The sequence below is a fragment of the Acidisphaera sp. S103 genome (genome assembly GCF_009765975.1).
Classification (GTDB): domain Bacteria; phylum Pseudomonadota; class Alphaproteobacteria; order Acetobacterales; family Acetobacteraceae; genus Rhodopila.
On the sequence record NZ_LMUJ01000085.1, the window covers coordinates 39549 to 59250 of the forward strand.

Below are 19702 nucleotides of genomic sequence, written 5' to 3' on the forward strand. Positions count from 1 at the left end.
TCAGTGGCTCCCCTCGTTGCCCCGCGCCGAATCGTCCGGCTCGATTTGCCTCAGCGATGGCGCCTGTTTTGAGGCCATGCCAGTCTTCCTCCCGTGATGCCGATTGCGGCTCAATGTAACTTATACTAACTATAAGTTCAACTGGCGGCCGCGGCAAGCACTTCCGGGGAAACTTTTTTGGTCAAAGCGAATGAAGGCAAAAGACGAAGATATTCAAACCTTTGACAAGGTGGCCGTCGAACAGTTGACCCGCCTCTCGATCGGCACCGGGCTGACAACGCGTTCGCTTGAGGTGTTCGTGGCCGTAGCGCGAGCCGGCACGATGAGTGCCGCCGCGGAGCAGCTGGGAATGACGCAACCCGCTGTTTCGCAACTCATCAGCCAGATGGAGACCGCGCTCAATATACAACTCTTCGATCGCTCGAAGCGTCCGTTGATCTTGACGCTGCACGGCGCGGCGCTTGTCCAGCCGGCACGGGCCATCGTCAGTGGCATCGAGCGCTTCGGCCAGGCACTTCAATCGGGCCTCGGTGGCCAGATGCCCTTGCTGCGGATCGGCATGCTCAACAGTTTTGCCGAAACCATCGGGCCAAGTGTTTTCGCCGAACTGCGGCGGAATGCCGCCCAGCTTACAATCGACTCCGGCTTCTCCGCCACGCGCATGCGGGCGGTCGCCGACCGGGAACTGGATTTCGTGATCACCACGGATGAATCGCCACTCGTTCCGGGGGTGATGATGGCGCCAATCCTGACCGAACCGTTTCTGATCGTCGCGCCAGGCAGCTACGCGGGCGATCCGCGGGCCATCAAGCCGCTCAGCGAAACGCTCGACCTGATCCGCTTCGGGCGGGACCCGTTCATGAATTCGCGGTTCGACCAGACGCTCAAGGCCTGGGGTATATCGCCGACACATCGTTACCATTTGGATACCCATGCCGCGGTGCTGGAGATGGTGGCGTCCGGCGTCGGCTGGACGATCCTGCCGCCACTCGCCGTCTATCGCGCCATCACCCGCGGTGACCGGATTCGTGTCGCGCCATACCCTGAGCAATCGATGAAGCGCGTCATGATGGTGATCGCGCGAGAGGGCGAGGGGACGCAAATCGTGCGCACCATTCACGCCGCCGCCACGCAGGCACTGAAGACCAAGGTCTTGCCCGTGCTTAAGCAGCATTTGCCGGAAATCGCGGAGATGATGACCCTACACGACTACGATCATCCGCCGTCTGATCGGTGAAACGACGGTTCACCCACCTGGTGCAGCGACTCGCAACGGGCGGCCAGGACAATGCTACTTGGTTTCGCGCACGGTTTCTGACGCGCGAGGACGGCTAGCGCATACGCTCACCACAACCGGCCTGACGGCAACACGTGCCCGTTGAAAACTTCCTTTTCGGTCGCGGAAAAGGGCGCCGACGATGTTCAACGGGTGGCCAGGTTGTGCAGCGCGCGTTCCGCGTCGGCGCGCAAGGCCGGATCGTGTGTCAGGTCGCGTGCTCGTTCGAGCCAGGTGCGTGCTTCCGCCGTATCGCCCTGGCCGGAAGCACTTTGCCCAGCCCGCAGATACAGATCCGCCGCCTGGGGTGCAGACGGCGTGAATTGCGCCGACAGCGCCAGCGCCCGAGCCATTCCGCGGTAATCCAATTGGTCTCGCCGCAGATCGGCGGCATGCAGCGCCAGGACTGGATCGTGCGACAGCCGCGCTTTCAGTTCCGCCGTATCCGCCGGGTCGGCGGCGGCGGTCATCGACGCCACGGCTTTTTCCAGGCCTGGCGTATCGCCGCGCTGGTCGGCGATAAGGCCGATCAGGAACCATGCGGCATTGACCAGCGCGGAATCCTTGTCACCGGTCAGGCCCGTGGCGATGCGATCCGCTTCCGCCAGGTTTCCCAGCCGGAACTGCGCCGTCGCCGAAATCAGGTCGAAGCCGGCATCGGCGATGCCGCGCCGGGCCAGTTCGGTGCGCAGTTCCGCCGCCGTCTGCAGGGCATCCGCCGGCTTGCCGGCCCGCAACTCGGCGGTGGCGAGGTTGAAGCCGGCATCCGCGATCGCCGCGGCATCGTCCCGCACGCGCGCCCGGACCAACGCGGCACGATATTGCTCAGCGGCCTGATCCGGCTGTTCCAACTGGATGGCAATGTCACCCGCATGCCTGAGGCGAGAGAGCGTCGGGTCGATGGGGACGCCAGACGGTGCCGTGGAACAGCCCGCCAGCAGCAATGCGATCAGAACGCGCCTCATGGTGTGACGTTGGCCGGCGACAGGCGGCTTGCCTCCGGCGCGGCAGAACCGGACAGCGGCCAAGTGTGACGCAACTGGTTCAGTGTCTTCTCCAGTTCCGCCATACTCTGTTGCGACTGGGTCAGCAGCGCGGGCAGGTTGGCCGTGCTGTCGGCGACGTTTCGGCTGATTGCCGGCAGCCGTGGGGTCGCGCTCGCCAGGTCGTGGGTCGCTTTCTGGACCGAGGCCAACGCGGCGTCCGCTTTGTGCAGCAAGGCCGGCACGCCATCGGGTGCCGCCGTCGATGCCACCAGCCCCCGAACATCGGCCAGCGTGGTGTTGAGCTGATCGGTGGCTGTTTTCAGATTGGTCAGCAACTGGGTCAATTGGTTGACCATCTCCTCGTTCTTCACCAGACGGCCGATATCGCCGTGGCCCTGGGAAATGCCCTCCACGGTGTCCGCCAGGGCATGCATGGCTCGGCCGGCGTCGTCGAGAACCGGAAAGATCTTCGCCTTCACCTGGTCCACCATAGCGCCAATATTTTCGGTGGCGTCGCGTTCGGTTACCGCGTCGATCACCGCGAAATGCCAATCGAGCGGCGCGCCGGTGCCGCGCGAGATGTCGAGATACGCCGCGCCGGCAACGCCGAACTGCTTCTTCACCACCGCCTTGCTGTCGCGCCGGATGAAAGCCTCCGCCTGCTCGTCCAGTTGCGCCTCGGCGTACATCCGGTTCGGGTCGACCACGACACGGCGCACCGTGCCGACGCGCGTGCCCAACAACTGGATGTCGGCACCGGCCGACAGGCCCTGACTGCCCGACTCCGGCAAGATCACGCGCAGGTCCACGGTGGGACGGAACCAGTCGCTCAGCAGCCCCGCATGCAGCGCGGCGGCGACGAACAGGACGATGCTCAGCACCACCAGCAGGCCGACCCATTCGTCCGTATTGCGCAGGATTTTCATGCCGGGCACCTCACGCGACACGCGCCGGCAGCCGGACCGGCATCAACGCGGCATCGGTCAGTCGCAATCGATGGGTCGGACGGACCGCTCGGTTGCGCAGCGCCGGCCCAGCATTGGCCAGCCATATCACGGCTGCGCCCTGGCCGCGTGCTTCGGTGCCGACATCCAGCAGGGCGGACAGCATGTCCTCATGCTGGGCGGCCAAAGGCAGTTCCAGGATCGCGAGGCGCGGCCGGCCGAGGAAGGCACGCACACAGGCGGCTCGGCGAAGGTCGGGCGGCGACAACAGCCTGGCGGGTCCCACCGGCAACCCGGGCAGGCCGAAACGCAGCGCGAGAACCGCCGCTTCCTCCCGCAACGCCGCCTCGGGAATGCGGGTGTGGTGCAGCCGCGCCAGCAGCACCCGCGATGCCACGTCACGGGTTTCCGGACGCAGCGGCTGGTGGAACAGCCGGCCGATATGACCGCGCAGCGCGTCGGCATGGGCGTCCGGCACGGTCTGCCAATCCCGACCCAGGAAGCGCACGCACCCGCTCGTCAGTGGGATGAGGCCGGTGCAAAGGTTGGCGAAACTGGCGCCTCGCCTTGGGCCGGGGACCTCGATCAGGGCGAAATCGCCCTCCGACAGGACCAGGTCGATCGGGGCATAGGGCAGGTACTCACCGACGCCGCAGGCGGCTTCGATCGCAAGGGTGGGTGGCGCGGTCATAGCAGCGCGCTCAGCAGCAGCGTGACCGTCAGGATGCCGGTGACGCCGCGGGTGAAGCCGCGGGGCAGCAGGCTGGCGGGCGTATCGGTCTCGCTGGCGGCGAGGCCGGTCACGCAGCAGGACAGGGCGACGATCAGGCCGATCAACAGCAGCTTGGCCGGAAAGACGGCGAAATCGCCGATGCTCATCGCGCGCAGCATCGTGTCGAGGAAGCCGAAGATCGACGTGTTCACCACGCCGGCAAAACTGCCGGTGACGAAGCCGCTGAGCAGGCTGATCAGAAGGAACACCACGCCGAGGGTGAAGCCGGCGACCGCGAAGGCCGCGGCGCGCGGCAGCAGTAGGTACTGGAAAATATCGATCCCTTCGGCGCGCAGAATTTCGACCTCGCCTTCCGCCTTCAGCGCGCCGAGTTCGGCCACTGTTGCCGTGCCACCGCGCCCGAGCAAGATGATGCCGACCAGCAGCGGGGTGATCTCGCGAACCAGCACGATGACCAGGATGCGGCCGATCTGTTCCTCCTGTCCGGCGGTGCGCAACCAGTAGATCGCCTCGAACACCAGGCCCAGGCCGACGATGATCGCGGTCACTGCAATGGTACCCAGGGAGCCGCCGATCACGCTGGTCAGCGTGGTTCGGAAGCTGGCGCGCACCGTGCGCCGCCAGGTGGACGGCCATGTCCCCTCCCGCACTACGCCCCACAGCAGGGCCATGAGTTGGAGTATGTAAGCGGATCGCGAGCGCGTCGCGGCGCCGACGGTGCCGAGCGCGCTCATGCCCGCCCCGCCAGCACGTAGCTGCGTGCCGCGCCGGTGTGCGGTCGATGGAAAAGCCCGCGCGGACGGAACAGGAAATTCTGCCGCAGCAGCAGATAGGCCTGTTCGCTGGTCTGGATGGCCTCGGTTGGGGCGGATGAGGCGAGGGCGCCGGCGCCTTGCATGACCTCGCCCCAGATGTTGAAGAGGCCGGGCGCCGACCCCAACCGGGCGCCGAAGATGATCCCGACGTCGAGGCCCATGCTGAAGGCGGCCAGGCCGTCGGTGCCCTCGAACAGCACGATGCAGCGCTCGCGGAGGGCGATGGCGACGTCGGCAAGCCGGGTGGCGGCTTCGGCCAGATCTGATCCTGTCCTGATTCCGTAGCCGGTGGCGGCAACGATCGTCGTGCCCATCATTTTGACATAGGGGATGCCGTGGGCGGCGGTGATCTCCTGCGCCGCGCAGGCAGCCTGGTGCGTCAGGGATTCCTCGGTGTCGGGCAGGCGCAGCACCAGGACCACTGCCCGCGTGTGGGTTTCATCGATGGTGCCGGAGGCTGCCAGGATTGGGTCGAATCCGTGCTCATCCAGCGATGGTTCGGTCTCGGACAACATGCCCGTCGGGATAAGGGGAGGCGCGTCGGTCTCTGCTCCGGACAGCGCGGCAGGTGTGCCGAGGCCGACCAAGGTGGCGCAGGCACGGGCGAAATCGATCCCGGCGAGATCCCGCCGCGGGTCCTCCAGCGTCACCATGCCGATCGGCTGTCCAGCCTTCGTCACCGGAACGGCGAACAGCGCGACACTGCCGATCTGGGTCATGATCGAGCCATGGAACGCGGCGGTACGGCGGTCCCGCCTTGCATCGGGCGTGTCGATCGTCTCGCCCGCGGCCAGCGCCTCGATCAGCGCCGGCAGTTCCTGCCGCGACAACTCCAACCCGGTGAGACGCGCGCCCGTCGCGGGCTCGAAGCTGTCGTCGCAATGCAACGCCTGGCGGCCCTCGGACAAGCGCCATATCCCAGCACGCCTGGCGCCGGTCGCCTCGGCCAGGGTTTCGGCCAATGCCGCGGGCGGACGGCCTTCGGCATCGAACATCCCTGCCTCCTCGGCCAGCCGCGCGAAGGCTGCGCTCTGTTGCCGTAGCACTGTCGAGCGTTCCGCCACCGTCCGCGCGGCTCGGTCTGCGCGCAGTCCCTGGCGCACCACCAGGGCCGCCAAACCGGCGGCCAAGGCGACCACGATCAGGGAGAGCAGCGCCGTCCGGCGCGAGTTGACGGCGACGAAGCCGCTGAATTCGGCTTCCGGCACGGTGATGAAAAGCAGCCAGCCCTGGGTGTTGTTCGCGAGCGGCGTGACGATCGAAATCATGCGCTCGCCGTTCACGCCGATGATGCGGTTGCCCGGCCCCTGCGTGCGGAAATGGTCCCAGCTCGCGGCGAGCCGGGGGTCGCCGACGGCATCGACCCGGGCTGGCATCAGCGTGCCGTCCTGCTTCGTCAGGATATGCGCGGGATCAGGGCCGGCGACCATCCGCCCGTCCCGTGTCGCGATATAGGCTCGGCCCGTGCGGCCAATGGAGAGGCCACCCAGAAAGCGGGAGATGGCGTCGAGCCTGATATCCACACCGACGACGTCGGGGTCTGGGTCGGGCCCATGCACCGCCGCGGTGATGCCCGGTGCCTGTTCGGAGAAGAAAACGTAGACGTCGCTCCAGAACACCTCGTTGATCGCTCGGGCGCCGATGAACCAGGAACGGGTACGGGCGTCGTAATTGTCCTTGGGGTCTGCGTGCTGCGAGATGATTTTTCCACTCGCGTCGCTTGTGGTCCATTCGACACTGCGTTTGCCGGCCGACAACAGGATGCGCTTCGTGTCGATGGCATTCGGCGGGCCGTTCGATGCGCGGGTAACGAGCATGAAGTTGCCCTGGGCGTCGGCGAACAGGACATTCTCGATCTGTGGCGTCTCGGCTAGTATCGAAGCGGAAAAGGTCCTCGCTTCGTTGGCGCGGGACGTGGCGCCCTCACGGCCAAGCATGCTGTGAGCCAGCAACGCCGCATGGGCCGCCGGCTCGAGATAGGCCGAGACCTGCAGGGCGATGCGTTCTTGCGTGCTACGCAGCAAAGTCCCCGACAGGTCGAGGACGCCGGCGCGGTTGGCGCTGTCGGCATAGATGGTGATGCCGAGCAGGAAGCCGATGATCAGGCCGACACCGCCGATCGGTAGGCCGATGCGCAGCAAAGTCTGGCGCCGGCGCTGCCGTTCAGCCAGGGGATCGACCTCGACATCAACGATGTCCGTACGATCGGGCAAGAGCGGGGCTCCTCCTTTCCAGGCTGATTGTATCTTCTCCGAAGGATTCGCGGTGTCGTCAATTTATAGCAGATACGCATTCAGGCAACGACGTCGCCACTTGATCCCCCGTCCTGAACACGCCCCGTTCCAGCCCGCGGCCCGAAGCGATTACGCCGCCACGTCCACGACCACGAATCGCAGGACACCGGCGCCTCATTGGGCGCCGGCGAATTGAGCATTGCCGACAACCGGGTGGATCCCACTACCGGCACCGTCAAAATGAAGGCACGCTTCGCCAACACCGCGGATCTGCTGCTGCCGGGCCAGTTCGTGAATGTCCGGTTGACGCTGCGGACACTCTCGAAGGCCATTACGATCCCGGCCGCGGCGGTCAATGTGGGGCCGAACGGCACCTTCGCTTATGTGGTCGGGGCCAACCAGAGGGTCGCGGTGCAGCCAACTCACAAAACATACATTAGGCGGCCTTTAAGTATGCCGACATCGGCTGTAGATCACCGATAGAAATGTCACTGGGGCAAGCTGTTGTCGACCTGTATGACCGGCGGAACGGTCACGTCCGATCAGGTCGAGCGGGTCATTCTGCAATCAGGCAAGGCGCCGACCGGACATACCGGGTCAACAACGATCTTCTCAATCCATTCATCAGACACGGGCAGGGGCCGACACACGTTCCGCATCTGGTGACGGGACCCCGCGTCCATCAGGCAAAATGAATTCTTAGCATCGCCCGGCACGCTCTCTGAATTCGTTCCGCCTCCGGCTAACTTGACAATACCCGATCACCTTATACACATCGAAGTGAGGAAACGAGGAGATGACCTTGAGCGACAACCCGATCGGGGCTTCCTATCTCTACTTGCTGGAGCCCGAGATTCGCTTTCTGGAGGCGGCCGTCGAGCATCTGATTCCCACCGATGAGCTGAGCCCTGGGGCTCGCGATGCAGGCGTGGTGGTCTATATCGATCGGCAATTGGCCGGCACCTGGGGCGTCCACGGCCGCATGTATCGTGGCGGCCCGTGGATGGAGGGCACGCCGCAGCAGGGCTACCAATCGCGGTTCACGCCACAGGAAGTCTACCGCATCGCGATTCGCGAGATCGACCAGCACTGCAAAACCGCGTTCGGCCGGCCTTTCGCGCAGCTTGCAAGTGACGACCAATTGCGCCTGCTCGAGCAGTTGGAGAAGGACGAGATCGCGCTGCCTTCGCTGTCATCGAAATTCTTCTTCGATCTGCTATGGCGCAACACCGATGAGGGCTTCTTCGCCGACCCCCTATATGGCGGCAACCGCGATAAAGTGGGTTGGAAGCTGCTCGGATTCCCCGGACTGCCCTCCAGCGAATACCGCCGGCTGGTCACCAGCGACGAGCCGTATTACGCCGAACCCGTCAGCGTGCTCGACGTCCAGACCGGTCAGGTGCCGGTCGACGCGGAAGGCTTTCCGAAGCACGTGATCATCAAACGCGACAGGTAAAACTGATATGTCGAATACGAAACTGAAATCCGTCGACGTCGTCGTCGTGGGCAGCGGCGTCGTGGGCTCCATCATGTCGATGGAACTGGCCAGTGCCGGACTGAGCGTGGTGTGCCTGGAGCGCGGCAAGTCGTTCGATGTGAACACCGACTTTTATAAGCCCAACGTGTACGACGAACTGAAGTACGATCGCCACAGCGACATCTTCCAGAACCTGGCGCGCGACACCCTTACATTTCGTAACAACAACGCGCAGACGGCGCTGCCGATGCGCGAGATGGGCGCGTTCAAGCCGGGCGAGATGGTCGGTGGCACCGCGGCCCACTGGGGCGGCAATGCGCGCCGCTTTCTGCCGCATGATTTCGAAATGCGTTCGCGCATCAAGGAACGATACGGCGCATCGTTCATTCCCGAGGACTGCAATTTGCAGGACTGGGGCGTCACCTGGGACGAGGTCGAACCGTACTACGACCAGTTCGAGCATATCTTCGGCGTGGGCGGCAGAGCCGGCAACCTGAACGGCGAGATCCAGGACGGCGGCAATCCGCATGAAGGGCCGCGTTCGCGCGAGTATCCGAACCCGCCGACGCAGCCATCGCATGAAGGCCGGCTGTTCGCCGACGCGGTGAGTTCCCTGGGCTATGTGCCGTTCCAGGGGCCGACCGCGGCGATGACGGCGGACTATCGCAATGCTTACCGCGTGCAGATGTTGGAATGCGCGCGCGGCGGCTTCTGCTCGAGCCATGTCTGCGCGCAAGGGGCGAAGGCCAATCCCCTCACCTCGGTGCATCCCGCGCTGATGCGGCAGCCGACGTTCGAGATGCGCCCGCTGTGCAACGTGCTGCGGGTCAACACCGATTCCACCGGCAAGAAAGCCACCGGGGTCACCTATATCGATGCGCGGGGCAACGAAGTCGAGCAGCCGGCCGACATCGTCATTCTGGGTGCGTATTGCTTCAGCAACACGCGTCTGCTGCTGTTGTCGGGCATCGGCACGCCCTATGACCCGCTGACCGGCAAAGGTGTTGTCGGCCGCAACTATTCCTACCAGCAAGGCGGGTCGGTGCATGTCTTCTTCGACGATCGGGAGTTCAATCCGTTCATCGGCGGCGGACAACTCAACACGTCGATCGACGAGCTCAATGGCGACGTGATCGACCGCGGGCCGCTGGGCTTCATCGGTGGCGCCTATGTCAACACCTCGGCGCGCGGTGCGGCGCCGATCAAGGGCAAGGTGGTGCCGCCCGGAACGCCGCGCTGGGGCGGCGAATGGAAGAAAGCCGTGGCGTACAACTACCGCCGCAACATGGCGATCACCAGTCACGGGACCTGCCTGAGCTATCGGCACAATTACCTCGATCTGGATCCGACCTACAAAGACGCTTACGGGCTGCCGCTGCTGCGCATGACGTTCGACTGGAACGAGAACGAACTGCGGATGATGAAGTGGATCGATGAGCGCTGCATGGAGATCGGCCGAGCGCTCAACGGTTCGAGGCTTGGCGGTAAGGGCAAGGGCACGCATTTCGGTCTCGTGGGGTATCAGAGCACCCACAACGTCGGCGGCGCCGTGATGGGCACTGATCCGTCGACCAGTGTTGTCAACAAATACCTGCAGTCGTGGGACGTTTCGAATCTGTTCGTGGTGGGCGGCAGCGCGTTCCCGCAGAACCCCGCGAACGGCCCCACTGAGACGATCGGCATGCTGGCTTGTTGGGCGGCCGATGCGATCAAAGAAAACTACATTGGAAAACCGGGCTCTTTGGTCTGAATAGTGACGCGAAACCCTGCGCCACAGGATCAACCGAAAATAGGAGCGCACACCACCGCCTCAGGCCAATTCGCAATAAAGCCACCTATAGCTGCCGACCATTATTAGATGGCCGTAAGCGGTGGAGAGTGAAACTGTTGTTTCAACCAGGCCGCGAGCGCCACCAACGGCGTGGCTGCTTCGTCGGCTTTTCGCCACAGCAGAATGTGGCGGGCTCCGTGAATTCTCATGCTGGGTTCCAGAACAGCAAGGCGTCCATTCCGCACATCCTCCGCGGCAACCAACGTCGAAGCGATCAGAATTCCGTCGCCAGTCAACGCGGCTTGGTAGGCGGTGTAGAAATGCCCAAAGCTTTGCCGCGTCCCGTTTGTTTCCCGAACGTCGCATGCAGCCAGCCACCGATCCAGTTCGCCAGGTCTCGTGCGGCTCTCCAAAAGCGGCACGTCCTTCAGGATTTCGCGACCGGCGCCTCGGATCAACGTTGGATTGGCATAGGCCGCGAGTTCTTCCTGAAACAGCAAGTCCTGCCGGTAGCCCGGGGGAACGAAGCCGTCGCGGCGGATCGCCATGTCATGCGGCAGTGAAAGCCAGTCCTCACCCGTATGGGTCGCGTGCACGCGCAACCGGAACCCGAGGTCCGCCTGCTCGATTTGCGGCAGAAGAGGCATAAGCCAGTGCGTGGAAAGCGTGGCAGGCACAAGGAGGCGAAGCTCCGTGCGATCGATAGGGCGCTGCGCCACTTCGTCCAGGCCGAGTTGTATCGTCTCCATCGCCGCGGTCATGGCCTGGGCCAGTCTGCGTCCCGCCGCGGTCATTGCCGATCCCCGGCCCCCGCTTTCGAACAGTGGCGTGTTCAGCCACTGCTCCAGCGCACGCAACTGTTTGGCAATCGCACCTTCGGTGACGTTCAGTTCGGCCGCCGCGGTTTGCCTCGACCCAAGGCGGGCCATCGCCTCGAAGCAAGCCAGCATCCGAAGTGGTGGTCTACGATCCCGAACGATGTCTGGGTCTCCCTGATGTGTCGGCTCGCGCCGGGAATTTTTGGCCGCGTTTCGCGGAAAATAAGTCGCTCGCGCTGGCGAAGCTTAGTGCTCATGTCTGTGTCCGGAAAGCGAGGAGGACCATCATGCCGCACAACGCCACGCCGAACACCGTCGAGGTCAACGGGCGGACCTACGCCGCGCCAAAACGACCCACCGTGGTGATTCTCGTCGACGGTTTCGATCCGGCTTACCTCGAACACGGCATCGCCAATGGTACACTGCCCACCATGAAGTCGTTCAAGGAAAAGGGCTTCATGGCCATTGCCGATTGCTCGATGCCGGCCACGACCAACACCAACAATACCTCGGTCGTAACCGGCGTGCCGCCTGCCGTGCATGGCATAAACGGCAACTATTATCTCGACTCGGAAACAGGCGAGGAGGTCATGGTCACTGACGCCAGGCGGCTGCGGTGCGGCACGATCCTGGGCGCGCTGAGTCACGTGGGTGTGAAAACCGCCGTCGTGACCGCCAAGGACAAGCTGCTCAAGGTTCTGGCCTATGAAATGGACGGCATCAATTTCGCGGCGGAATATGCCGACAAGGCGACACTGAAGGAAAACGGCATCGAGAACGTCGAAAAGCTGGTTGGCCGGCCCACACCGGACCGCTATTCCGCCGATCTGTCACTGTTCGTCCTCGATGCAGGCGTGAAACTGTTGTCCACCCAACGTCCGGACCTCATGTACCTCTCGACCTCGGATTACGTGCAACACAAGCACGCGCCCGGGGAGCCGGAGGCGGACGCCTATCACCAGGCGGTGGACAAGATCGTCGCTTCGCTGATGGCCCTCGGTGCCACCGTGGCCATCACCGCCGACCACGGGATGAGCGATAAGTCCACCCCCGACGGCACGCCCAATGTCATCTATCTGGAGGACGAATTGAACGCTCGGTTCGGCGAAGGCGCCGTCCGGGTCATCTGCCCGATCGCGGACCCCTTCGTCCGCCATCACGGCGCCCTGGGTTCATTCGTTCGCGTCCATCTGCAAAAATCCGGTGACGTCCAGGCGATGATGGCGTTTGTTCGGACGCTGCCCGGCGTCGAACTGGTTCTCGACAAGGAGACGGTGTGCGAGCAATTCGAACTTCCGATCGACAGGGAAGGGGATTTCGCGGTCTTCGGCGATCGCCAGACCGTTGTCGGCGCACGTCGGCAGGATCACGATCTGAGTCAGCTCGCCGGACATCGGCTGCGCTCGCATGGCGGTCTCGGTGAGCAGCGCGTGCCCTTCCTGCTGTCGGCGCCGCTCGATCCTGGCTGGCAGGCGGCGCATCCGCGGCCGAGAAACTACGACATCTTCGACGCCGTGCTGAATGGAGTAGTTGCATGAAACGCCGTGCGATCGTCGTTGTTTTGGATGGCCTGCGACGGGATATGGTGGGACCGGAGGCGACGCCGGAACTCCATCGGTTCGGCGCGGTGGCGACACGTTTCGCCGCCCACCGTTCGGTGTTCCCGTCCGCCACCCGCGTGGTCTCCGCCTGCTTCGCGACCGGCACCTTGCCGGCGCAACACGGGTTGCAGGGCAATTCGGTGGCACTGATGGAGGGGAGCACGCTGGTGCCGCACGATGTCGGCCGGCCGGACTTCATGGATCACTGGCGCGCGGTGCGTGGACATACCTTCGCAGTGCCCACCATGGCCGAACGCCTCGCACGTGCGGGGCTGGAGGCGATGGTGTTCAACAACGTCTCGCCGGGGGCGGCACGAGCGCACGATCCGGACGGTCATGGCTGGATCTTCAATCGCGCCTGCTCATTCGCACCAACCCTTCGCCGCCTGGGCGCGGGCGAGGATATCGCCGATGTCACCCTCGATACGAAGGGGGACCGCCTGCTGACCACGTATTTCCTGGATCGCGCGCTGGCCGGCCACGAAGCCGCCCTTGGCGTACTCTGGTTCGGTGAGCCCGATCATAGCCAGCATGAGAACATCCTGGGATCGCCCGCCGCAATGGCCGCGATCGCCGGTGCCGATGCCTGCTTCGGCGCCGTCCGCCGCGCCGTCGACGCCAGGCGAGCGGCCGGACAGGAAGACATCCTGCTGATCGCCTGCTCCGATCATGGGCACCAAACCGTGGACGAGGTGATCGATATCGATGCCGCCTTCGTCGCGGCCGGGCTGAAGGCAGCGGGCGATCCAAGCCTGCTCGCCGTCTCGAACGGCACCTCGGCGTTGATCTACCTGCACCCTGATCGCAACGAAGATGCCGCCGCCGTGCTGGCCTTCCTGCGAAGTTGCTCCTGGGCCGGTTCGGTGCTGGAAGGGGATGCGCTCGCGGCGGTGGGGCAGGTGCCCGTGGATAGCCTGCTTTGCGCCATTGCCATGCGGAGCGACGATCGGCCGAACGAATTCGGTGTGCCAGGGATGAGTGCCGCGGCCAAACCCTTCGCGGGCAAGCCGGACCGGCTCGGCTGCGGTCAGCACGGCGGTCTTGGTGCCTGGGAGCAGATGCCTTTCCTGATGATCGAGGGTGATGGTTTCAGGCAGGCTGCCTTATCGGACGAACCCACTTCCGTGATTGACTTGGCCCCCACCATCCTCGGTCACCTGGGTATTTCAGCGGAAGGCTGTGAGGGACAACCCATGCAACAGCGGCGGGTAGTTACCGCTGGCCACCAGGGGTAACTACCTCCGCGACCAACAAGGTTTCGGCCGCGGCGGTGTCCAGCAAAAAGGCCGCCAAACGCAAGATTATGCCGACGCCCGTCGCGCCAGCCAGGCGGGGCTCATCGATCGAACGAATGCGCTGCACATCACCCGGCGGCGCTCGCTACGAAGGCCGCGAGTTCGCTGTTGAACCGCCCCGCATCCTCCTGGAACGGCGCGTGGCCGCAGGCATCGAACCATGACACACGTGCCCCGGGAATGGCCTGTGCCGCCATCTCCGCCGCCAATGGCAGCACGATCGCGTCCTGCCTGCCATGGGTGATCAGGGTCGGCACCCGCACCTTCGCCAGGGCCGCGATCGTTTCGGTCGGATCGGTCGACCAGCCACCGATTGCCTCCCGCACGTGGAACGGCACCAGCATGTTGTACCCAACCGCCACACGGAAATCCGCCTCGCTGGGCTTGATGGCATAGCACCCGTCCAGGAATGCGATCGCCGCCTCCAGTTGCACGCCAAGCGGTGCCGATGCTGGCGGGCGAGGCCTGCCGCCCGCCGGCCCCCGGGCGCGCGGATCCTCCACCACCAGCGACCCGACGAAATTCAGCCCGGCCACGCCATTGTCGCCGAAATTCATCAGGTATTGGCGAATGATGCGGCCGCCCATCGACCAGCCCGCCAGCACGGGCCGCCGCAACCGTTTCGCCGCCATCACCGCGGCGACGTCGCGTGCCCAGACCGATCCGCCCTGGTAGGCCGCCGCGTCGGCCGGCTTGTCCGACGCGCCATGGCCACGCAGATCGAACGCCACGATGCGGAAATGACGAGCCAGTTCGCTGTCCAGTTGCGGTGCGAAGCAAAGATGCGACTGCGCGAACCCATGGATCAGCAACAACTCCAGCCCCGCCGGGTTGCCGCATTCATAGACGGCCAGCCGCACGCCATCGGGCGCCGCGACGTACTGTGGCGGGATCGCGATCGTCATCGTCAAACGCTCCTTCAGCATCCTGTCCACGCTTGGTCCCGCGCTGTTGACACGGGTGAATTCATCCTACGATATTGATAATCGGCGAGGCATCAAGCCACCCTCCGTGCGGGTCCCGCATCGCGCGGCAATCAAGCAAGCCTCCGGGAGGAAAATCCGTTGTCCGGTCAGCAAATTACCAGACGGCGCGCGGCGATCGGCGGCATCGCCGGCGGCATGCTTGCGGCCACAGCCAGGCGAGCGCGCGCCGAACCCATCCCGCTGAAACTCGCCACCGCCGACACGATGAACGACACGTCGTACGAGGTCGGCCAGCGCTTCGGCGCCGAGGTCGCCAAGCGTACCGACAACAAATACAACATCCAGCTCTTCGTCGGCGGCGCGCTTGGCAGCACGGTGAACCTCGTCAACAGCCTGCAAACCGGCATCATCGACTGTGCCATCCTGACCTCGGGCTATCTGGAATCCATCGTCCCCACCGCGCAGGCGATCGACCTGCCGTTCATCTTCAAGGACCAGGCGACGGCCGAGGCGATGCTCGACGGCGACCTCGGCAAGCGCCTGTTCGCCGATATGGCGGGCAGGGGGATCAAGGGCCTCGCCTGGGGCTGGTACGGCTGGCGGCAGATGGAGATCAGCGACCGTGCCGTGAAGACGCCCGATGACATGCATGGTTTGAAAATCCGCATCCAGCCCGGCCCCGTTTTCGCTGCGATGTTTCGGGCGCTGGGGGCCATTCCGGTGCCGCTGGATGGCAGCGAGGTCTACCTCGGCTTGTCGCAGCACACCGTCAATGGCGTGGAATTCCCACTGCCCACGGCGGTGACGTTCAAGGTGTATGAAGTCACCAAATACCTGGCCCTGACCCGGCACAGTTATAACGCCGGCGCCCTGATGGTCAGCAACGCCCGATGGAGTCAGTTGTCTCCGTCCGACCAGCAGGCCTTCCAGGACTCCGCCACCGCCGTGCTGCCATTCTGGCGCGAAACGATCGCCAGGCGATCCGACGATGCGCTGGCGTTTCTGCAGGCGCACGGCATGCAACGTTCGGAGCCGGATTTCAAGGCATTCCAGGACAAGATGAAATCCGTCTACGACCAGTTCAGTCCGCGCTATCCGGACCTGTTCAAGATGATCATGGAGCGCAATACATGACCGAACCCGCCGGCCTGATGATGGCGATGATGCAGCCTCCACCGACCATGGAGGAGGAATTCCAGGACTGGTACGACACCGAACACTTCCCGGAACGCGCCAATTGCGAGGGTTTCGAGACGGCGCAACGGCTGATCTGCCTCGATGGCTTTCCGCGCTATCTCGCGTTGTACGACCTGACAAACCGGGCGGTGCTGGATGGTCCGGGCTACGCAGCGATCGCTCGGACACGTTATTCGCTGTGGACGAAGCGGATCATTCCGAGGATGTGGGGCCACTACCGCGCCGAGGCAGATCAGATCTACCCAGGACAGGCTCGGCTTGGTGCGAATGGCGTGCCGACGCGGCTGGCACTGTGGCGTTTCTCCGGTGTGCCGGAAACGTCTGTCCAGACAGTTGTCGATGGCGTGCGGCTCACCTTCGCCGACACGCCGGGCGTGCAGCAAATCCGGGTGTTCGAAGCCAAGGCAGCGCAGGCCGGCGATGTGATCGCGACGATCGAACTGGCCGGTCCGGTGCCGCTGCCCGCGCCGACGGCCAAGGCGTTCGGCGACACCTTGCGGTGCCTGAACCTCAGCAACGTCTACATGCCTTACTGGCGCTGATCCGATGCGGCAGGCCGAGATACCGGCGTCCGTCGCCGGTTGGGCCGCCGCACCGGAATCGGGACGTTTATGGGTCATGGACGCCGCCCTCGATGTCGTCGTTGCGGTCGCGATATTTGGCGAACTCGCGGCGGTGATCACCGATGTCCTGGGTCGCACGCTGTTCGACGCGCCGCTGCTGTGGGCGGATGAGGTGGGCGGCCTCGCGCTGACGATGATCGCGTTCATCGGCGGCGCGGTGGCGTATCGCCGCGATCAGCACATCGCTGTCCGGGTGCTGGTAGATGGACTGCCGCCCCGGCTGCGCGCCCCAATGTACGCGGCCGCGGACTGGCTGGTGCTGGAAACCGCCGTGGTGTGCTTCGTGACATCCTTTCCCCTGTTGATCTCGCGATGGGATGAGTTGACGCCGCTGTTGCAAATGCACGGCACGTGGCTGGCCCTGCCGCTGACGATCGGCATGGCACTCCTGGCGGTGTACGCGATTGCCCGGTTGCTGTCGCAGCCGCCTCGCGCGGTGCTGGTCAGCTTGGTGGTGTTGCTGATCCTGAATGGTGTGTTCTGGGCCGCGGCGCTGTATGGGCCGCCGCTGGGGTCGACTATGGCGATTACCCTGGCGATCGCCATCGTGTTGGTTACGGTATTGCTGGGGTTGCCGGTCGGTTTCGCGCTGGTGCTGGCGACCAGCCTCTTCCTGCGGCAGGTGTATCCAGCGGCGATGGTGGCGTTGCCGCAGAACATGGTGGATGGCGTGTCCCGCTTCGTGTTGTTGGCGCTGCCGTTCTTCATCCTCGTCGGCTTCGTCATGGAAGCGGGCGGTATCTCCCGCCGCCTGGTGTTGTTCGTGGCGGCTTTGGTGGGGCGTTTACGTGGCGGCCTGCTGCAAGTCGTCATCATCAACATGTACATCGTCTCCGGCATCTCCGGGTCGAAGGCGGCGGACGTCGCGGCGGTCGGGCTGGTGATGCGCGACATGCTCGACAAGGAGGGCTACGAACGCAGCGAAACAGCGGTCGTGCTGGCCTCCGCCGCGGCGATGGGTGAGTGCGTGCCGCCCAGCATCGCCATGCTGGTGCTGGGGTCGGTGACGTCGCTGTCGATGGGTGCGCTGTTCGCCGCCGGGCTGCTTCCCGCCGCTGTCATCGCGCTGTGCCTGATGGCACTGGTGTTCGTGCGGGTCCGCCGAACGCAACCCACCGGAGCGTCACCAGTCCGCGGATCGCTGCCAAGGCTGGCGCTGGACGCGATCCTGCCTTTCTCCATGCCGGTCCTGCTGTTCGCCGGCATCCTCAGCGGCTTCGCCACACCCACGGAGATTTCCGCCTTCGCCGTGCTGTACGGGCTCATCCTCGCGACATTGGTGTATCGAGAGGTCGGGTTGCGCGCACTGACCCGTGTCGCCGCAGACGCCTCCACCGTGGCGGCGATGGTGCTGTTTACGCTGGCGGCGGCGCAGACATTTTCCTGGTCGCTGTCGGCGGCGCAGATGCCGCAGGCGTTGGCAGCGCTGGTGTTCTCCTGGCGCGACAACACCGTTCTGTTCCTGCTGGCCTCCATCGTCGCGCTGGTCGTGCTGGGATCGCTGCTGGAGGGGTTGCCGGCGCTGCTGATCCTGGCACCGCTGTTGCTGCCGATCGCCACGCAACTGGGGATCAGCGACCTGCATTACGGCATCGTATTGCTGATCGCGATGGGGATCGGCGCCTTCCTGCCGCCCCTCGGCGTCGGCTTCTACATCGCCTGCGCCATCGCCCGCGCGCCGATGGGTGCGTCATCCCGAGCAATGATGCCGTATGTGGCGGTGCTGCTGGCAGGATTGCTGCTGGTGACGTTCGTGCCGTGGTTCACCCTGTCGCTGCCACGGGCGGTGGGACTGGCGCCGTAATAACCTGGAGAACAACCTGATGTCAGACACGCAAATCATCGCCGACCGCGAGGCCGAATTGTACCGAGCGATGCTCGCATTCGACTACAACGCGCTGGATGCGATCTTGTCGGATGAGGTCAGCTACATCCATTCCACGGCCGTAGTCGAAACGAAATCCGAATATTTCGCCGGAATGCGCCGCGGCCTGTACGAATACGGCGCCATCGATATCCGAAGCGCCAACACGCGAATGTTCGATAGCGTTGCCATGACCACCGGCGTCATGGACATGCTGGTCGGTGCCAATGGGTCGGCGAAGGGCACGATCCACCTTCAACACGTGCTGGTCTGGCGGTTGGAAGCCGGCACATGGCGGCTGTTGTTGCGGCAGGCGACCCGGATGCCGGCCTGACCTTATCGCTTCACTGCCTTGCGCGCCGGCTTCCGGGGCGCGAGAGCGGTTCGCCGGCGTTCCGTATCGTCCAGGTGCACCTGCATCGCCTCCCGCGCCATCGCGGTGTCGCGCGCCAGGATCGCGTCGCAGATCGCCTTGTGCAGCGGCAGGGTCACCGTCCGGTTCTGTTCGCTGTCGCGGTTGGTGATCCGCATCGACGTCACCAGGCTGGCGCGTATCGCATGCGCCACCGGCAGCAGGAATTCGTTGCGGGCGGCCCGCAGGCAGGCGATGTGGAACAGCACGTCCGCCGCCACGAACGCCGGTACGTCGTTGCCGGCCACCACCATCGCTTCATACGCCTTGACGATCGCCGCGTGATCCTCGGCGGTGCCGCGCCGGGCAGCCAGTTCGGCGGCGGCGGGCTCGATGATGCGGCGCAGTTCCATCAAGTGGTCGAGGTTGTCGTCGATCGGTTCCGCCGGGTCGTCGCGCCAGCCCAGGATGGCCGGGTCAAGCTGGCTCCAGTCCGAACGGGGGCGGACGATGGTGCCGCGACGGGGCTTGGCGTCGAGCAGTCCCTTCGCGGAAAGAACGTTCAGCGCCTCCCGCAGCACGGTGCGGCTGACGTCGTAGCGGGACAGCAGCTTTTCTTCGTTGGGGAGTGTCTCACCCGGCAGCAGCCGGCCGCGCACGATGTCGCCGCCGAGTTGTTCGACGAGTTGCTCGCGCAGGTTCCGTTTCAGGGGCAGCGCGGCCGGATGATCGGGTGACATCATATAGTATTATCGTCTGGCCGAGGTGCCAGCGTCAATGTAATCCAGCG

At 64.6% G+C, this 19702-nt stretch carries 18 protein-coding genes and 1 pseudogene; 10 read left to right on the top strand and 9 right to left on the bottom strand.

From position 1 onward, the window contains the following. Window positions 1-190 precede the first annotated feature (190 nt). Window positions 191-1237, top strand: coding sequence for a LysR family transcriptional regulator (locus GSQ89_RS28575; RefSeq protein ID WP_158931525.1), 1047 nt, complete (start codon window positions 191-193; stop codon window positions 1235-1237). A gap of 185 nt (window positions 1238-1422) precedes the next feature. Here GSQ89_RS28575 and GSQ89_RS28580 read toward each other — a convergent pair whose 3' ends face one another. Genes GSQ89_RS28580 through GSQ89_RS28600 form a run of 5 tightly spaced genes read right to left on the bottom strand, consistent with a single transcriptional unit; the run spans window position 1423 to window position 6967 of the window. Continuing rightward, window positions 1423-2241, bottom strand: coding sequence for a hypothetical protein (locus tag GSQ89_RS28580; protein WP_158931526.1), 819 nt, complete (start codon window positions 2239-2241; stop codon window positions 1423-1425). Beyond that, a complete protein-coding gene (locus GSQ89_RS28585; protein WP_158931527.1) occupies window positions 2238-3188 on the bottom strand; it encodes an MlaD family protein in 951 nt (316 codons plus the stop codon). Before GSQ89_RS28585 ends, GSQ89_RS28580 begins: the two co-directional genes overlap by 4 nt. A gap of 10 nt (window positions 3189-3198) precedes the next feature. Continuing rightward, window positions 3199-3897, bottom strand: coding sequence for an ABC transporter ATP-binding protein (locus tag GSQ89_RS28590; RefSeq protein ID WP_158931528.1), 699 nt, complete (start codon window positions 3895-3897; stop codon window positions 3199-3201). Further along, window positions 3894-4673, bottom strand: coding sequence for an ABC transporter permease (locus tag GSQ89_RS28595; RefSeq protein WP_158931529.1), 780 nt, complete (start codon window positions 4671-4673; stop codon window positions 3894-3896). Before GSQ89_RS28595 ends, GSQ89_RS28590 begins: the two co-directional genes overlap by 4 nt. Beyond that, the gene (locus tag GSQ89_RS28600; RefSeq protein ID WP_158931530.1) at window positions 4670-6967 is read right to left on the bottom strand and encodes a GAF domain-containing protein; all 2298 of its coding nucleotides are present in this window, start codon (window positions 6965-6967) and stop codon (window positions 4670-4672) included. Before GSQ89_RS28600 ends, GSQ89_RS28595 begins: the two co-directional genes overlap by 4 nt. Window positions 6968-7165: 198 nt before the next feature. On the opposite strand from GSQ89_RS28600, the gene GSQ89_RS28605 reads away from it, so the two are divergent. The 3 genes from GSQ89_RS28605 to GSQ89_RS28615 all read left to right on the top strand — a co-directional run bounded on the left by GSQ89_RS28605 (window position 7166) and on the right by GSQ89_RS28615 (window position 10215). Then, window positions 7166-7471, top strand: coding sequence for a hypothetical protein (locus GSQ89_RS28605; protein ID WP_158931531.1), 306 nt, complete (start codon window positions 7166-7168; stop codon window positions 7469-7471). 319 nt (window positions 7472-7790) lie between these two features. After that, entirely contained in the window at window positions 7791-8444 is a 654-nt protein-coding gene (locus GSQ89_RS28610; RefSeq protein ID WP_158931532.1) for a gluconate 2-dehydrogenase subunit 3 family protein, read from the top strand. A 7-nt stretch (window positions 8445-8451) separates the two neighbouring features. Further along, complete coding sequence (locus GSQ89_RS28615) at window positions 8452-10215, top strand: GMC family oxidoreductase (protein WP_158931533.1); 1764 nt, start codon at window positions 8452-8454, stop codon at window positions 10213-10215. Window positions 10216-10319: 104 nt separating this feature from the next. Here GSQ89_RS28615 and GSQ89_RS28620 read toward each other — a convergent pair whose 3' ends face one another. Together GSQ89_RS28620 and GSQ89_RS40285 are read right to left on the bottom strand one after the other, a co-directional pair. After that, window positions 10320-10997, bottom strand: coding sequence for a LysR substrate-binding domain-containing protein (locus tag GSQ89_RS28620; protein ID WP_254073411.1), 678 nt, complete (start codon window positions 10995-10997; stop codon window positions 10320-10322). 27 nt (window positions 10998-11024) lie between these two features. Further along, window positions 11025-11186 (bottom strand): annotated as a pseudogene (locus tag GSQ89_RS40285) (LysR family transcriptional regulator); the annotation flags it as partial. Between the two features lie 155 nt (window positions 11187-11341). Between GSQ89_RS40285 and phnA the strand changes: the two are divergent. Together phnA and GSQ89_RS28630 are read left to right on the top strand one after the other, a co-directional pair. Then, entirely contained in the window at window positions 11342-12592 is a 1251-nt protein-coding gene (gene phnA, locus GSQ89_RS28625; RefSeq protein WP_158931535.1) for a phosphonoacetate hydrolase, read from the top strand. Beyond that, complete coding sequence (locus GSQ89_RS28630; RefSeq protein ID WP_158931536.1) at window positions 12589-13890, top strand: alkaline phosphatase family protein; 1302 nt, start codon at window positions 12589-12591, stop codon at window positions 13888-13890. The genes phnA and GSQ89_RS28630 overlap by 4 nt, the downstream gene beginning before the upstream one ends. 128 nt (window positions 13891-14018) lie before the next feature. Here the strand turns inward: GSQ89_RS28630 and GSQ89_RS28635 are convergent, their stop codons facing one another. After that, on the bottom strand, window positions 14019-14855 hold the full coding sequence (locus GSQ89_RS28635) for an alpha/beta fold hydrolase (protein ID WP_158931537.1): 837 nt from the start codon (window positions 14853-14855) through the stop codon (window positions 14019-14021). Between the two features lie 159 nt (window positions 14856-15014). On the opposite strand from GSQ89_RS28635, the gene GSQ89_RS28640 reads away from it, so the two are divergent. The 4 genes from GSQ89_RS28640 to GSQ89_RS28655 all read left to right on the top strand — a co-directional run bounded on the left by GSQ89_RS28640 (window position 15015) and on the right by GSQ89_RS28655 (window position 18894). Beyond that, entirely contained in the window at window positions 15015-16010 is a 996-nt protein-coding gene (locus GSQ89_RS28640) for a TRAP transporter substrate-binding protein (protein ID WP_158931538.1), read from the top strand. Beyond that, window positions 16007-16615: a DUF4286 family protein gene (locus GSQ89_RS28645; RefSeq protein WP_158931539.1), complete on the top strand. Its 609-nt coding sequence runs from the start codon at window positions 16007-16009 to the stop codon at window positions 16613-16615. Before GSQ89_RS28640 ends, GSQ89_RS28645 begins: the two co-directional genes overlap by 4 nt. Window positions 16616-16691: 76 nt before the next feature. Continuing rightward, entirely contained in the window at window positions 16692-18500 is a 1809-nt protein-coding gene (locus tag GSQ89_RS28650) for a TRAP transporter large permease subunit (RefSeq protein ID WP_158931540.1), read from the top strand. A 19-nt stretch (window positions 18501-18519) separates the two neighbouring features. Further along, complete coding sequence (locus GSQ89_RS28655; protein WP_158931541.1) at window positions 18520-18894, top strand: nuclear transport factor 2 family protein; 375 nt, start codon at window positions 18520-18522, stop codon at window positions 18892-18894. A gap of 2 nt (window positions 18895-18896) precedes the next feature. Here the strand turns inward: GSQ89_RS28655 and GSQ89_RS28660 are convergent, their stop codons facing one another. Next, on the bottom strand, window positions 18897-19655 hold the full coding sequence (locus tag GSQ89_RS28660; RefSeq protein ID WP_158931542.1) for a FadR/GntR family transcriptional regulator: 759 nt from the start codon (window positions 19653-19655) through the stop codon (window positions 18897-18899). Window positions 19656-19702 lie beyond the last annotated feature (47 nt).